Below are 15,238 nucleotides of genomic sequence, written 5' to 3'. Positions count from 1 at the left end.
ATGTAAATTCGCCCAACCCCGGTTTGTAAACGGTCGGCAGCACTGAGTTTTTTATAAAATCGGGGTTGATTCTGTGGTAATCAGGCCCTTATACTGAAATTAACTTCTTGTCGGAGTGCTCCGTTATCCGGTTGCCAACACCTTGTGTGCAGGCCACCTTGAAAACGAGCTGAGACCGCATTGCGGGATCCGTTGAACCTGATCAGGCTAATACCTGCGAAGGGAACAAGGTCAGTCACTGTCTATTATGCTGCGTTGTTGTATCACGCAGGATCCCTGCATGGACATGACACCTTCAACCACTCCAGACAAGCATTTTCATCACACCAAAAAAGGTAAAATGCTATGTCAGATCGTCGTCAACAGCGCCAGCAGGCGCAGGCGTTTATTCAACAGCTTCAGGGCGAAGCGTACCCCAATTCCAAACGCTACTATGAACAGGGCTCGCGGGCTGATATCCGTGTCCCCATGCGCAAAATCTATCTGGATAACACCCGTTTAAGTGATACCGAGTCAGAGCCCAATTCACCGGTGCCGGTATACGATACCTCCGGTGTCTACGGCGACCCCACCAGCACCATTGATGTGACCAAAGGTATCCGGCCATTGCGTCAGGGCTGGATAGAAGAACGTAATGATACTCTGGCTTTACAAGGCGTCAGTTCCACCTTCGCCAAAGCGCGGATGCAGGATATCTCGTTAGATGAACTGCGCTTTGAGCATCGACGCAGTCCGCGAAAGGCTCGCGGTGCAAAGCGGGTTACTCAGTTACACTATGCCCGTCAGGGAATCATCACCCCGGAAATGGAATTTATCGCGATTCGGGAAAACATGGGGCGGGCCCAGGTAACCGAAGCCATATTGACCCAGCAGCATGCGGGTCAGGCATTTGGCGCCAACCTGCCTGATCAAATCACGCCGGAATTTGTGCGAGACGAAGTGGCAGCCGGTCGGGCTATCATTCCGGCCAACATTAACCACCCGGAAGCCGAGCCGATGATCATCGGGCGCAACTTTCTGGTGAAAGTGAATGCCAATATCGGTAACTCCGCGGTTACCTCGTCAATTGAGGAGGAAGTAGAAAAACTGGTCTGGTCGACTCGCTGGGGCGCCGATACCATCATGGATCTGTCAACCGGCCGTAATATTCATGAAACCCGCGAGTGGCTTCTGCGCAACAGCCCGGTACCACTGGGTACGGTGCCGATTTATCAGGCCCTGGAAAAGGTGGGCGGCGTGGCTGAAAACCTGAACTGGGAAATTTTCCGCGATACGCTGCTTGAACAGGCTGAACAGGGCGTGGATTATTTTACCATTCATGCCGGTGTGCGCTTACCGTTTGTGCCTATGACGGCTAACCGCCTGACCGGCATTGTATCCCGGGGCGGCGCGATTATGGCGAAGTGGTGTTTAAGCCATCACGAGGAAAGCTTTTTATATACTCACTTCAAAGAAATCTGCGAGATTTGCGCCGCCTATGATGTCTCTTTGTCATTAGGAGATGGCCTGCGGCCCGGTTCGGTGGCCGACGCCAACGATGAAGCGCAGTTTGCCGAGCTGCGTACACTGGGTGAACTAACTCAGATTGCCTGGCAATACGACGTACAGGTGATGATTGAGGGCCCCGGACATGTGCCAATGCACATGATCAAAGAAAACATGGATGAGCAGCTCAAACATTGTCACGGTGCCCCCTTTTACACCCTTGGTCCGCTGACCACCGACATTGCTCCAGGCTATGATCACATTACCTCGGGCATCGGGGCTGCCATGATTGGCTGGTATGGCTGTGCCATGCTGTGTTATGTCACGCCTAAAGAACATCTGGGACTGCCCAACAAGGAAGATGTTAAGCAGGGCCTTATCACCTACAAGATAGCAGCGCATGCCGGCGATCTGGCAAAGGGTCATCCTGGAGCGCAGATTCGTGACAATGCTATGTCAAAAGCCCGGTTTGAGTTTCGCTGGGAAGACCAGTTTAACCTAGCACTGGACCCGCATACGGCCCGTGCCTATCACGACGAAACACTGCCTCAGGCCTCCAACAAGGTAGCGCATTTTTGCTCTATGTGCGGGCCCAAGTTCTGTTCAATGAAAATATCCCAGGAAGTCCGCGATCATGCAGCAGAGCAAAGCCGGCAGGAAGCACAGGCCGGAATGCAGCAGATGGCAGATACGTTCAATCAACGGGGCGGGCGCTTGTATGTAGATGCCACCGAGGTCAGCAAGTAATGGCGGCCTGCGGTGTCATCTGGTGCATCGGCGGGCTGGACACCAGTGGCGGGGCCGGCCTGTTGCGTGACGGTATTACTGCGGCCTCACTGGGAATGCCGGTAGCTCAGGCGGTGACGCTGATTTCCGTCCAGACTCATCACAGCGCTATCAGTGTACAGTCCACGGCGTTGTCTGATTTTGAAAAGCAGCTGAGCGCTCTGGAGGCACAGGTACCGCTGGCGGTGAAGATCGGCGCGCTGGCCAGCTCAGCGCAGTGCCGGGCGCTGACCTCACTGCTGCACCGGATAATTAACCAATACCCCGACCTGCCAGTCATTTGGGATCCGGTATTGACCGCGTCGACCGGCCAGACACTTGGAACCATCAGCCGTGAGGATATTGATGCCTTACTGGACGTGGTGACGATACTGACCCCCAACCTGCCTGAACTGGGCAGACTGGCTGAGCCTTTAACCAGTCAGGAACAACAGGCCCGGGGGCTGCTGCGCGGACGAATGCAGGCCGTGCTGGTGAAGGGGGGGCACCGCCGTCAGGCTGAGGCCACAGATACCCTGTACACCGCTGGCTATACCTGGCAATTCGCCAGTGCGATGCAGCCGGTACAACTACGTGGCACCGGATGTTTGCTGGCCAGTGCCATAGCGGTGCTCACTGCAGCCGGGTTTGCGCCTGAAGATGCGGTTTGCCAGGCCAAGGCCAGGCTCAACCAGTGCTTTCACACAGCGTTTCCTGTTGCCCAAAAGCCAGAAAAAATTCAGGTTGCTCCCTGTCTTCACCACGTGCTCAGTCAGCGCGACATGCCCCGGGTTGACCGGGACAGGACACTGTGTGTACAGGCCGAATTTGCCCGACTGGACAGGCCGGATATGGGCCTTTACCCGGTGGTCGACTCGCTTGACTGGCTGGAGCAGGTGTTACAGTCAGGTGTCCGGGTCGCCCAGTTACGGATAAAGACCATCACTGATGCCCTGCCAGACATTATCCATCAGGCCGTGGCGCTGGGCCGTAAGTATCACAGTCAGGTGTTTATTAATGATCACTGGCAACTGGCGCTGGCCGCCGGTGCCTATGGCGTGCATCTGGGTCAGGATGACCTGCAGGATGCCGACCTGACCCTGATTGCCCGCAGCGGCCTGCGACTGGGTATTTCTACCCACGGCTACGCCGAACTTGGCCGGGTACTGGCCCTGCGCCCCTCCTACATTGCCCTGGGTCATATTTTTGCCACCAAAACCAAGCACATGCCATCGGCGCCACAAGGACCAGAGCGTCTGGCAGCTTATGCTGAGCTGTGCGGTGATATTCCTACTGTGGCCATCGGCGGTATCAGCATTGCCCGGGCGCCGCAGGTCTGGGCCACCGGGGTGGACGGACTGGCGGTTGTCACCGCCATCACCGAAGCTGCCGATCCCGCCCGGGCTATTCACGCATTGCAGGAGGTAACCGACCATGTCAGATAGTCCATCGCCACAAAACTGGTATTCACGTTATAGCCGCCAGCTCCTGCTGGATAATTTTGACGAGCATAGTCAGCAGGCACTGGGCCGTGCCTGCGTGGCAGTGGTGGGGCTGGGCGGTCTTGGCCACGGCGCAGCAACACAACTGGCCGCCAGTGGTGTCGGTACTCTCATACTGATTGACCCGGATGTGGTGGAGCTGAGCAACCTGCCCCGCCAGACGCTCTACCGTGACACTGATATCGGCCAGAGCAAAGCCCGGGTGGCAGCCCGCGCGTTGATGCACATCAACCCGGCAGGGCAATACCACGCTCAGATGGCCGGCGTGCAGGATGTCTCGACACAAGACTTATTAAACGCCGATGTCATTCTGGACTGTACCGACAATCTGGCTTCCCGGCGCTGGCTCGGCATGTTTTGCCAACATCATGGGCTGGCGCTCATCACCGGCGCAGCCGCCGGGCTGGAAGGCTTATGTATCGGCTTTTCACCGGCCCCGGGCAGCCCCTGTTATGGTTGCCTGGAGGCATTGCAGGCCTTCTCACCACAAAACTGTCTGGCGCAGGGCATTTTAGGCCCGGTAGTCAATATGGTGGGCCAGTATCAGGCGCTACTCACCTTGCTGGCATTAACCGGGCTGGCCCCAGTACCGTGGGGTGAACTGGCGCGCTTTAACGGCACTGGCTGGCAGCATTTACAGTTGCCGGTCAACCCGGCCTGTACCTGTTGCCACCACCATGCCACAGCTATCTCAACCCAGGAGTCCGCTTATGCAGCTGCTGATTAACAACACCCCTTTTAGCTGTTCTGACCCGGTCAGGCTCAGCGATATTCCGGCTCTGCTCAATATGTCGGCCGACGCGCTGGCCCTGGCTGTTAATCAGACCATTGTGACCCGCCAGCAGTGGCCCGACTTTTCACTTCACGATGGCGATCAGATTGATGCCTTTTCACTGGTTGCCGGAGGATAACGTATGCTTACCCTTGCACAGACTACTTTTTCATCCCGGCTATTTACCGGCACTGGTAAATTTGCCAATCCCCAGCTTATGGCCCGGACTATCGCGGCCTCTGGCAGTGAACTGGTTACCCTGGCCATGAAGCGGCTTGACCTGCGCAGTGCCAGCGATGCGACCCTGGCGCAGTTGCAGGCACTGCCGGTTACCTTACTGCCCAATACCTCCGGCGCACGCACAGCAGACGAGGCCGTGTATGCGGCGCGACTGTCACGGGAGCTGCTTGAGACCCGCTGGGTAAAACTGGAAATTCATCCTGATCAGCGTTATCTGCTGCCAGACCCGATAGAAACGCTGCGGGCGGCTGAAAAACTGGTTGCAGAAGGCTTTATTGTGCTGCCCTACTGCAGTGCCGACCCGGTATTGTGCAAGCGGCTGGAAGAAGCAGGCTGCGCCGCGGTCATGCCCCTGGGCGCACCGATTGGCTCAAATCGTGGTTTGCTGACCCGGGACTTTATCAGCATGATCGTTGAACAGGCATCAGTACCGGTGGTGGTGGATGCCGGCATTGGTAAGCCCAGTGATGCGGCTGCCGCGATGGAGCTGGGAGTAGATGCGGTGTTGATAAACAGTGCCATTGCCGCCTCAGCGAACCCGGTTGCTATGGCCGAGGCATTTGCCAGTGCGGTGCAGGCTGGCCGGCAGGCCTACGAGGCAGGACTCGGGGTGAGCAGTCAGCAGGCGCAGGCTTCCAGCCCGCTTACCGCATTTTTGGAGCCGCTATGACACCGGTTGCCGATGCACTGAATAACCAGGACCAGGACGACCTGCGATTATCCATTTACAGCAAAAAAGCCATGGATGTGGTGAGCGCCCTGCAAGCCGACAAACCCGGCCTGCACGATTTTATGGCACTGGTGTCCCCGGCGGCCGAACCGTTTATAGAGTCCATGGCCCAGCGGGCAGCCAGCCTCACCCGACGCCACTTTGGCCATACCATGCAGATGTTCGTGCCCCTGTATTTATCCAATCTGTGCGCCAATGAATGTACTTACTGCGGGTTTACCATGAGCAACCGGATCAAGCGCAAGGTACTGAGCAGTGATGAAATTGAGGCAGAAGCGCTGGCCATCCGCCAGATGGGCTTTAACAGCGTGCTGCTGGTAACCGGTGAACATGAAACCAAGGTGGGTCTGGAATATCTCATCGCCGCCGTCAGGTTGTTAAAGCCCTATTTTAGTCACCTGATGCTCGAAGTGCAGCCGATGAGCGAGTCTGACTATGCACAGCTCATCAGGGCCGGCGTGGATGGGGTACTGGTGTATCAGGAAACCTATCACCGGCGTACCTACGCAGACTATCACCTGCGTGGCAGTAAGCAGGACTTTGACTGGCGCTTGCAAACCGGCGACCGGCTGGGCCGCAATGGTATGGCCAAAATAGGTGTAGGCGCCCTGTTGGGACTATCTGACTGGCGTGTAGACAGTACCATGACCGCGCTGCATGCCCGGATATTGCAGCAAACCTACTGGCGCAGCCGGTATTCTGTTGCTTTTCCCCGCCTGCGCCCCTGTGCAGGCAGCGTCCATGAACAGCAACAGATGCTGAGCGACAAACAGCTGGTGCAGCTGATTTGTGCCCACCGCATTATGCACCCTCAGGTGGAGCTGTCATTATCGACCCGGGAATCCCCACATTTTCGGGACCATGTCAGTCAGCTGGGTATCACATCGATGTCGGCCGCCTCGCAAACGCAGCCCGGCGGGTATGCGTCTGCCAATGGCGCGCTGGAACAATTCAGCACCGAGGATAACCGGCCGGCCAGTCAGGTTGCTGCGGCGCTTTTGGACAAGGGTATTGAACCGGTGTGGCACGACTGGCTACATGGTTTTTCCGGCTAACCACTGACCTTTGCTGCGAGCGTGTTATGCGTTCGCAGCAGATTAGAAAAAATAATCTTAACCTGCTAAAAAAGTGCATTGCCTTGGTGCTAAACTCACACTACAATCCGCGCGATTTTTAACCTGCTGCAACCTTATTTCACGCCGCTGGCATGTGATGATTACGCAGTACACATTTGCAGGGGCAAGGTGGACACACACGAGTTTATACAAATACGAAAATTCATCGTTAAGCTGGGTAAAATGCTGCACAAGTATGGAACCCCTGCTTTCCGGCTGGAAGCGTATCTTACCGAAGTGGCAACGTATCTTGGGGTACGTTCTTCGTTTATTGCCACGCCCACATCCATCACATTCGTACTGTGGAGTGACCGCCATGAAGATGAATACAATTCAGCGGCCCGCCTACAGCCCGGTGATCTGGACTTAAATTCGTTGTCGCGAACCGACGAGCTGGCGATGGAGCTACTGGCCGGAAAACTGACGCTGGCCCAGGCCGACAAGCAGCTGGATATTATTGATGCCCTGCCCAGTCCTTATGGCAAACTGCAAACCTTTATGGCTTTTGGCCTGGCAACCGCTGCCTTTGCTATGCTAATGGGCGCCAGCCTGGCTGAGATTGCCTGGTCAGGCGCGTTGGGATTAGTTTCATTTATCTGGTGTATCTGGGCCACCCGCTCAAAACGGGTCAACCTGATGCTGGAGCCGGTCACCTCGTTTGTCTCCGGTATTCTGGCCTGTGCGATTAGCCGGTATATTGACCCGGGAATCAATATTCCTCTTATTGTCCTGTCGTCGGTGATTATTCTGGTGCCGGGTCTGGCCCTGACCATGGGACTGGCAGAACTGGCTTCACGGAATATGGTGTCGGGTACCGCGCGTATTATGGATGCCATTATGCAGCTGTTTAAGCTGTACTTTGGCGCGTTTCTGGGCGTTGCCATCGGCTTTACCCTGTTTGGTGAAAATCAGTATCAGCCGGCGACCTCGCTGCCCTACTGGGCAACCTGGCTGGCCGTATTGTTACTGGGGGTGGCGCTGATTGCGATTTTCCGGACCCGGCCAAGACATATTCTGTGGGGCCTGACAGCCTCGTTCGTGGCCTATGGCGCGACCGTTGGCAGTGCCATGGTGATGGACCAGAGTCTGTCGACCTTTGTGGGCGCATTTGCGCTGGGCATCTTTTCTAACCTGTTTACCCGCCTGATGAACCAGCCTGCCACCATTGTGGCCATGCATGGCTTGATTGTGCTGGTGCCCGGGTCAAAAACCTACATCGGCCTGAACTCATTTATCTCCGGTAAGAGCTTTGTTCAGGCCGATCATATCGGGCAGGAAGTGTTTATTATCTTTATGTCACTGGTCGCCGGGCTGATTTTTGCCAACGTCGTCCTGCCGACCAAAAAAGCTCTTTAACTAAGCAGCCGGATAAGGGTGCGGCCCAGGCGTACATTCAGGGCGCCGGCGGCCACCGCTTCGGCTGAGTTTTCCACGAATTTAGCGGTTAACGAGCCGCTGATCTGATTGGCAATCTCGTCGGTGGCCAGGTCAAAAATGCTCTGCGCTGCCAGGTTTTGCGCCAGAATCGTCAGTAATTTCCAGTTGCCGGTGGTGGCCGGGCGCAGCCCGTAAACCTGCGCCACCCTGCGCACGGTACGCAAACTGATCCACAAAATGGATAATGTCTGAATTAAGTGATTGGGGCTGACAAACGCCAGACTACCACTGACCATCGACTCACTTTTTACCACTGCCCGGGCTTTGTCCGCGACCGGCGTGGTCACCGTGCGCTCGTATAACCGTAACACCTCAGCGCTGCTCATATCATCATTCAAAGAGCGACTGAAGCCCTGATACTGATGCGCAGCAAAACTGTTTTTACTGAATGTTGCCGCATGCTTGTTCAGGGCCTTTACCACCTTGGCCCGGCTTTGGTTCTCCAGTAGTTTGACCTGCGGGGTACGCGAGAGGTACCGGTTCACTGCGGTATAGCCGCGCACTTCTTTCATACACAGGCCGGTCAGGCACACGGTAAATGCCACCAGCAAGCCACCCAGAATGCCGGTGGTGATCGGCGCCTGCGCATAGCGCTGCGCCAGATACAGGCCGGCTTCAACAATGCTGAAACCTAAAAACGTGACCACGCCCAGAATCAGGGTCACCGTAAACAGCGATAACCCTTTGCTGGCTGCCACCGGTTGCCAGTCTGTTTGCTCCACCTGCTGTGGCATCACCTGCTGCACCGGTGTATCGGTGATTTCCTTTTGCCGCACGCGGGCGCGGTAAGGGGTTGATTCACTCATGTTGATCTCCCAGTAAAAACTGCAATAGCCGGTCCATTCCCCGGCCATTTAATATCCGTGGTAAATAGTCTTCGGGCACCTGGGCAGGCAATACCGGAAAATGCTCCTGCGCCGACATCTGAGCCAGGGTGTCTGGCAGTGGCTCAAAGTCTGCTTCAATGTATTTGCGCTGCTCATTAATATATCGAAGGCTGGTGGGCGTACTGCCCGGATCGGTTGCCGTCAGGGCGCTGACCAGAAAATGCTCAAATTGCACAGATTTGTCTGCAAACCGGGCGCGGGCCCCCTCGGTTACCTGTTTAAGCAGTACCAGTAGCTGGTCGCGATGGGCCGCTGGAATAAGGTCAGCCTTGGCGGCCACAAACGCGACCTTACTGATTGAGCGCTGGCGCAACACATGGCGGCTGAACCAGTTATCTTCACCGTACTGAAACGTGTCAGCCAGATGACTCAGAGTTTCTTTTAGCTGGTACAGGTGCTGCTTGCTATGGTTGAGCCCTTCAAACAGGTCAATCAGAATGATTTGCTTGTCGGCCTGCTTAAAGGTTTTTTGTTGCAGCGATTTTAGCCACTTCTGCTGAAAATGTTTGTAGTTAGCCGAGAAATGGCGGGTCCAGGGATGGGTAATATCGCTGCTAACCGCTGACGGCAGTGGAGTAAAGCCATGTTGCTCCCAGTCATAGCCTTTGGTCCCCAGCAAAAAGCTGCCCGGTTGCAGTAAGGTAATGCCATTTTGTTTAGCATGGCTGAGATAACCACGGTACTGTTCCAGCAAATGCCTGATGGCCTCAGGGGTAGGCGGCTGGTCGAAGTCAAAATCATTCACCGCATCGTGCCAGACACCGGCATAATCACGCTGTGGCCGGTTCATCTGCTGTGCCCAGGCAGAATCGGACCATTGCTGAAAGCTTTTTTGCAGCATGGGCAGGTCGGTCAGCCATTCACCCGGGTAGTCAATAAACTCAAACTCGATATCGGTATAAGGCAGCAGATATTTTTTGACCGCGCCGGACTGACGCAGTCTGACCACCAGCTTAAATCCATACACATCTTCTGTTGGGGCAGGCCAGCGCTGATTTTCCAGTGCATCGAGATGCGCTTCTACCTCAAACATGGCAAAGCCTTCCAGCGGCGCGATCCACATATGCTCCACCAGCGCCATAGGCAGGTGTTCAAGCAACGGCAAGCATTCATACCTACCTTCACTACGATAACGCAACATGGTCATCAGGCTGGTAAATAGCATAGACTTGCCACTACGGCTCAGCCCCGTGATCGTAAACCGGTGATGTTCTTTTAAAAACCAGTCAGCCCAGTGCTTACGGCCTGCCGGCATAAACCATTGATCAATCAATCGCGCCTCGTTATTTTTTGCTTACCTGTACAAGATGGCTGTTAAACCACCAGATTCAATTGCTATTTATATCTTGTTACAACTGAATCGGGTTCAGGTCATCGTATCAGGCAATCACAAAAATGCGAATATCGGACGCGGTGACTCAGGTACTACGGCATCGGTGCATCCCGGCTAAAGCCCAGCCGCTGTAACCCGTCGAGCACTTCCTGATTCTGCATAAAGGTATCCCACAACAAGCCAGAACGGTGGTTTTCAATCATGCCAATAATCGGCCCCTGATCGATCGCCAGATAGGTTTTACGTACCTGCTGTTGCGGGTCATCAGATACGCTCAGATTAATGCCGTCATAAAACCCCATCGGCCCAAACAACACTGCGCCGTGCTGCCGATACAGGTTTTTGAGTACCTGCATAGATTCATCCGGCGTGTAAGGCATGGATGATAACGCTGCGGTGGGCGTGATAGTGCCTTCGTCCCGCCCTGCCCCCGGTGCATGGGCGGTGTAACCCTGTGGTACCCGATCGCCGGCGGTCAGCCCCCAGAAATCCTCGCCATATCCTTGCCATCCATAAGGATTATCTATGCAGTAAGCCCGGTTTATCAGCGTATGACGCCGGTTTTGCTCCCAGTAATTAGCGTACTGATCACGTAAACCACGGGGGTCCAGGCCCATAAAGCTGTAGTGAGCAAAAAATAGCGGCCCGCCTTTGGTGGCTTTTTGCCCTAGCGGCAAGGCCATTCCATAGTAATCCTGGTAGTTACGAAACGTATCAACCTGCCAGCCAGCCCAGCCTTCGTGATACACCTTCGGGTCAATCGGGTGCGTGGGAGAGCTCGCTGCCAGTACATACACAATCAGGGCTTCGTTATAGCCGGTGATTTTGTGATTCATCTTCCAGCCATGGTTTTTCGACCAGTGCCAGTACAGTACATTGTCGCCCTGGGTGTACCAGTCCCATTCCATGCCTTCCCATAAGCTGGTAATGGTTTTGCGCAGCTGTGTTTCGGCCGGGTTCTGGCCGGTAAAATACGCCCGCGCGGTTAACAGCCCCTGTGCCATAAACGCTGACTCAACAATATCGCCGCCATCGTCAAACTCACTGAAGCTGAAGACCTGCCCCGTATTAGCGTTATACCAGTGTGCCCACATACCGTGAAAGCGTTCAAAGCGGGTCAGCGCTGCTGTCATCTTTTGTAATCTTGAAACCGCCTGCTCACGGGTTATCCAGCCGCGCTGTGCTCCGGTAATAATCGCAGCTATACCAAACCCGGTGCCGCCGGTAGTCACGATATTCCCCTCCTGCATGCCCGGGTTGCGCTCTGGGATCCAGCCGGTCTGTTTATCTGCGTTGTCCCAGAAGTACCGGAAGGTATAGCGCTGTACCATTTCCAGTAACGCCTCATCGTCCATCGGGTGGGTAGCCGCTTTAGCCGTAGTCAGTATTTTATTATCCTGCGACGTACGCACCCGGTAGTCGGCATGGGTTTGCTGACCCATAAAATCAATGATTGGCGACTGGGCGGCAGTACCAATCACTTCCCAGCCGCCTGAGGTTTTACGTTCTATTACTGCTTCCTGGCCGGCTGAAGACCAGCTCAGCTCTACATGGCTGTCGTACGCCTGAATATCCAGCGAGGTGGCCTGCGCAGCCCATGACAACATTCCCAGCACAATGCATAAAAACCGCATATTGAATCCTTCTGTTACATCGTTAACCACTGCCTTCAGGCCCACTGTACAGGGCCTGACGATGCGGCGTTTTAATCCAGTTCTAGAACTGCCAGCCGGCAGACAATTTAAGCTGACGCTTACCGCCGTTGGTCGAACTAAACGAATTAGCCTGCTGGAAGTTGTCTTCATCAGGATTCAGATAGAAATTGTTATAGTTGGTGGTGTTGAACAGGTTTTGCACATCAAAGCGTACCCAGAATACCGAGTCTTTTATAATATAGTCAGTGGCAAAGTCTTTGCTCAGTGCCAGGTCAAAACGGTGATATTCACTGTCGTCCGGTTCAGCTCTTTGATAAGCACAGCTATCATCCGGCCCGCAATAAAGATATTGATAAGACACCGGAGATGACCAGGTAAACTTACCGGTCATAGCAATACCCCAGGGCAAGTCATAGGAGCCGGTCAGCACCACCCTGTGATCCGGTACGCCCACCGCATCACTCCAGCCATAATCACTGACACTTTCGTAGTCCAGTGCAAAAACCTCGTTGTATACCCGGTTTTCTTCGGCGTCACTAAAGGTGTAGGCCAGGTTTACACTCCAGCCATCTTTAAACGCCCGGTTAAGTTTGAAGTAAATATTGTTTGCCCGGGTTTCTCCGTCATTAGTTGCTAAAAGCAGATTGCCCCAGCCAGGTACGCCAAATCCCCAGGGCGGTCCCCAGTTGCGGCCAGGTTCAAAGAAGGTACCGTCTTCCCGGCGATTGCCCAGCACCCAGTTAAATCCATTTTTACTGGCGATATGCGCCACACTGATCTCAGAGTTCCAGTCGCCAAAAAAGCTACGCACTCCCAGACTGAGCTGGTCGGAGTAAGGCATATCAAGCTCGTTTGGCAATAAGAACCGTTCTCCCTGCAACTGAACATTGGCCACCAGCTGGTCGAGCCCGGCCTGAGTCAGGTACGCCGGGTCCCAGGCAATACAGTTGGGCGAGCTGGTGTCACAGGGGTTAGCTGCATCACCGGTAAACTGATAATTCACCGAGCGGAAACTCCCGGCACTTTGCTCCAGCTGCACAAAATCAAACTGATTCCGGTCGTAGGAGCGGCCATAGCCGCCGAACAACATGTGGTTTTGCTCATCGTCCATAATGTAGCTAAAGCCGATACGCGGCTGCCAGGCTCCGGTGAAATAGTCCCGTTCACTGCCGGTACTGATATAGTTTTCAATATCGTAGTTGGCATTTTCTATATTTGGCCAGTCGCGAAGCGCGCTCACCAGTTCATCCGGTGTCTGATAATCTTTATAGCTGGGCACTTTTTCATAATCCCAGCGAATACCGATATTCAGGGTCAGCCGGTCGGTCACCTCCCAGTCATCCTGAATATAAATACCAAACTGCTCGCTGTCGGCCACCACCGCACCACCTACGGTACCGGCAGCCGGTACGCCCCACTCCACCCGAAACGGTTGCTCCAGCGCAAACGTATCCGGGCCGTTAATTTCAACATTGTAGGTATACTGAGGGTTATAAGGCTGTTGTTGCAGGGTGGTCAGTTCAATATTTTTATATTTAATACCGGCTTTAATCACATGATAGCCGTGCCATTCCAGGTCCAGCCAGGTAAAGTCGTTCTGAATACCCCAGCCCTGCTGGCCTTTATCCTGAAAATCCCGGCCGCCGCCTAAATTTAAAATACTCTGCTGCTGCGCGGTTTGCAGCACAATACCCGGCTCCAGGGTAGTCGGACGCGGACTCCATGAGGTATCTTCATAGGTCAGGCGAAACTCATTTTGCCAGGCATCCTGGGTGTAGGTATGTTTTAGATGATAACGGTGATCCTGAACTTCCCGATTGACCCCGTAGGAGTAGGTACTGGCGCCGCCAAAGCCTGATACATCTGACTCATCGCGGATTTTAGCGGAAAATTCCAGTGCCTGGTCCTCACTGATACGCCAGTCCAGCTTGCCAAAGAATAAATCTTCCTCAAAACCTGAGGTGACCCGGCCCAGCAAATCCTGATACTGAGCAGGCAGGGTAATAAAGTCCACGCCCTCACCACCGGTAACATCATAAGGCTGGTTAATGGTCTTACGTTCGTAGGATACAAGAAAATGCAGTTTATCTTTAATAATAGGGCCGGCCAGCGTCACGCCAGTATGCCGAATCATTGACTCTGCCTTGCCGTCAGTTTCATTAGGTTCAGCTTCACGCAAGCCTTCATCGGTGTAATCCACGAAGACTTCTCCTTCAAACTCATTGGTACCTGAGCGGGTCACTGCGGTCACTGCGGTGCTGCCTACCTGATCATACTCAGCCTTGTAGTTTTGAGTGATCACCTTGTACTCACCAATCGCGCTTTGTGGAAACGGGTTTCCACGGCTGGAGTCCTGTCCGGTCACGCCGCCCTTTAGTACATAGTCTTTCTGGCTTACACCATCTAAAAAGACATTCACATTGCGCTGATGCTGGGCACCACCCCTTAGCGACACACTGCCATCGGCACCGGTATTCACCTGCACACCGGGAGCTAAATCAGCAAAGGCCAGAAAATTGCGGTTATTTTGTGGCAACCGTTTCATCAGTTCCGGCGTGATATTGGTCCCCACCTCGCCTCCGGCAAAATTCTGGACCCGGGAACCGGACACCGTGATGCGCTCCAGCGAGTCCTGTTCTGGCATATCGCCGACAGTAAAATTAAGCCGGGCAGTCTGCCCCACCCTCAGGGTAATGGTTTCAAGCCGATTATCTACCGCAATCTCATAGGTGCCGGGTTTCAGCCCTACAAAAACATACGAACCGTCTTCGCGGGTGGTGGTGGTACTGACATAGCCCCGTTTACTATCCCGGGCGGTCACTTTTACGCCCTGCACGGTTTCTTCTGTACCGTTGAGTTTGCCGCGCAGGGTCGCCCCTTCAATTTGCGCCACTACGGTGGTGCTGCACAAGCTCGCGGCAACCGCGACCACCAGAGCCCGTTTTTTCAGCCAGTGTGTTCCCGTCATCATGTGTATCTCCGCCTTTTAAATAGAGAATAATGTTGCGGGCCGGTAGCCACCCCGGATACTACTCTAGCTCCAGGCCTCGCGATGTCTGTGTTTGGCAGATCTTAATGCCTGCTAGGTAGCAACTTTTTTCATCTGTATGCCTGATCTGGCAAGCAAAATGTAATCGATTTCCAAGCAATGTAATTAGCCAAAAGTTTAATGTCAATAACATTTTATTAACCTACACGAATCAACAAGCATAAAAAAAGAAATAAAAGATCATTAAATCAGCAGGATATGGAAAGCAAAACAACCTGAAAAATCAAATCACTTTAGTCAGGTTTGTTAATCAAAGATGAAATCGGTT

11 protein-coding genes and 1 riboswitch are annotated in these 15,238 nt (G+C 54.1%); of the genes, 7 read left to right on the top strand and 4 right to left on the bottom strand.

The features are described 5' to 3' along the window. The first annotated feature begins 101 nt into the window (after positions 1-101). Positions 102-242, top strand: a riboswitch (TPP riboswitch). 103 nt (positions 243-345) lie between these two features. The 7 genes from thiC to EZV72_RS00740 all read left to right on the top strand — a co-directional run bounded on the left by thiC (position 346) and on the right by EZV72_RS00740 (position 7,965). After that, the gene (thiC, locus tag EZV72_RS00770; RefSeq protein WP_137165454.1) at positions 346-2,232 is read left to right on the top strand and encodes a phosphomethylpyrimidine synthase ThiC; all 1,887 of its coding nucleotides are present in this window, start codon (positions 346-348) and stop codon (positions 2,230-2,232) included. After that, positions 2,232-3,695 carry a thiamine phosphate synthase gene (gene thiE, locus EZV72_RS00765; protein ID WP_137165453.1) on the top strand — a complete coding sequence of 488 codons (1,464 nt, stop codon included), beginning with the start codon at positions 2,232-2,234 and terminating at the stop codon, positions 3,693-3,695. Before thiC ends, thiE begins: the two co-directional genes overlap by 1 nt. Further along, positions 3,685-4,479, top strand: coding sequence for a HesA/MoeB/ThiF family protein (locus EZV72_RS00760; protein WP_137165452.1), 795 nt, complete (start codon positions 3,685-3,687; stop codon positions 4,477-4,479). Before thiE ends, EZV72_RS00760 begins: the two co-directional genes overlap by 11 nt. Next, positions 4,463-4,663: a sulfur carrier protein ThiS gene (gene thiS / locus EZV72_RS00755; protein ID WP_137165451.1), complete on the top strand. Its 201-nt coding sequence runs from the start codon at positions 4,463-4,465 to the stop codon at positions 4,661-4,663. The genes EZV72_RS00760 and thiS overlap by 17 nt, the downstream gene beginning before the upstream one ends. Positions 4,664-4,666: 3 nt before the next feature. Then, positions 4,667-5,434 carry a thiazole synthase gene (locus EZV72_RS00750; RefSeq protein ID WP_137165450.1) on the top strand — a complete coding sequence of 256 codons (768 nt, stop codon included), beginning with the start codon at positions 4,667-4,669 and terminating at the stop codon, positions 5,432-5,434. Next, positions 5,431-6,549 carry a 2-iminoacetate synthase ThiH gene (gene thiH / locus EZV72_RS00745; RefSeq protein ID WP_137165449.1) on the top strand — a complete coding sequence of 373 codons (1,119 nt, stop codon included), beginning with the start codon at positions 5,431-5,433 and terminating at the stop codon, positions 6,547-6,549. Before EZV72_RS00750 ends, thiH begins: the two co-directional genes overlap by 4 nt. A 189-nt stretch (positions 6,550-6,738) precedes the next feature. Next, positions 6,739-7,965, top strand: coding sequence for a threonine/serine exporter family protein (locus EZV72_RS00740; protein ID WP_137165448.1), 1,227 nt, complete (start codon positions 6,739-6,741; stop codon positions 7,963-7,965). Here the strand turns inward: EZV72_RS00740 and EZV72_RS00735 are convergent. From EZV72_RS00735 to EZV72_RS00720, 4 genes are all read right to left on the bottom strand, one after another. Beyond that, entirely contained in the window at positions 7,962-8,852 is an 891-nt protein-coding gene (locus EZV72_RS00735) for a YcjF family protein (protein WP_175405017.1), read from the bottom strand. The two genes, EZV72_RS00740 and EZV72_RS00735, sit on opposite strands and share 4 nt — an antisense overlap. Next, positions 8,845-10,206, bottom strand: a complete 1,362-nt coding sequence (locus EZV72_RS00730; protein WP_137165446.1) for a YcjX family protein — start codon at positions 10,204-10,206, stop codon at positions 8,845-8,847. The genes EZV72_RS00735 and EZV72_RS00730 overlap by 8 nt, the downstream gene beginning before the upstream one ends. A 152-nt stretch (positions 10,207-10,358) precedes the next feature. Then, complete coding sequence (locus EZV72_RS00725; protein WP_232364476.1) at positions 10,359-11,900, bottom strand: glucoamylase family protein; 1,542 nt, start codon at positions 11,898-11,900, stop codon at positions 10,359-10,361. Between the two features lie 82 nt (positions 11,901-11,982). Further along, entirely contained in the window at positions 11,983-14,892 is a 2,910-nt protein-coding gene (locus EZV72_RS00720) for a TonB-dependent receptor (RefSeq protein ID WP_137165445.1), read from the bottom strand. Positions 14,893-15,238: the final 346 nt, after the last annotated feature.

The sequence above is a fragment of the Salinimonas lutimaris genome, assembly GCF_005222225.1.
Lineage (GTDB): Bacteria > Pseudomonadota > Gammaproteobacteria > Enterobacterales > Alteromonadaceae > Alteromonas > Alteromonas lutimaris.
The sequence above is the reverse complement of the archived record's forward strand: the minus strand, read 5'-3'. Positions and strand labels throughout refer to the sequence as shown.